The organism is Pseudomonas sp. P5_B2 (assembly GCF_056400445.1).
On record NZ_JBFULH010001528.1, the window covers coordinates 1 to 516 of the forward strand.

Here is a 516-nt window from a genome sequence, read left to right on the forward strand (position 1 = left end):
GAATGGTTCGGGGAAGAAGCGAAGCGTGTGAATGGCGACATCATTCCGCAGAATGTTGACGGTCGGCGCATTCTCGTGCAGAAAGCCCCTATAGGCGTGTTTGCAGCCATCACACCGTGGAACTTCCCCTCCGCGATGATTACACGCAAAGCCGGCCCGGGCTGGGCGGTTGGTTGCGCAGGAGTTATCAAACCAGCCAGTCAGACACCGCTCTCGGCACTGGCTCTGGCCGTACTCGCCGAGCGCGCCGGTCTACCACCTGGTGTATGCAACGTCGTCACTGGTTCGGCCCGCGCAATCGGCGGGGAGCTCACCGCAAACCCGGTAGTTCGCAAGTTGTCCTTCACAGGTTCGACCGAAGTGGGATCGCTGCTGCTTGCCCAGTGCGCTCCGACCATCAAGAAGGCGAGCATGGAACTGGGCGGCAACGCGCCATTCATCGTCTTTGACGATGCTGATATCGATGCCGCAGTGAAGGGCGCACTTGCCGCCAAGTACCGCAACACAGGCCAAGCT

1 protein-coding gene is annotated in these 516 nt (G+C 60.5%); it reads left to right on the forward strand.

Annotation, left to right across the window (positions count from 1 at the left end):
• Positions 1 to 516, forward strand: a 516-nt coding sequence (locus AC1DRJ_RS32210) for an aldehyde dehydrogenase family protein (protein ID WP_477805641.1), incomplete at both ends; no start/stop codon positions are given.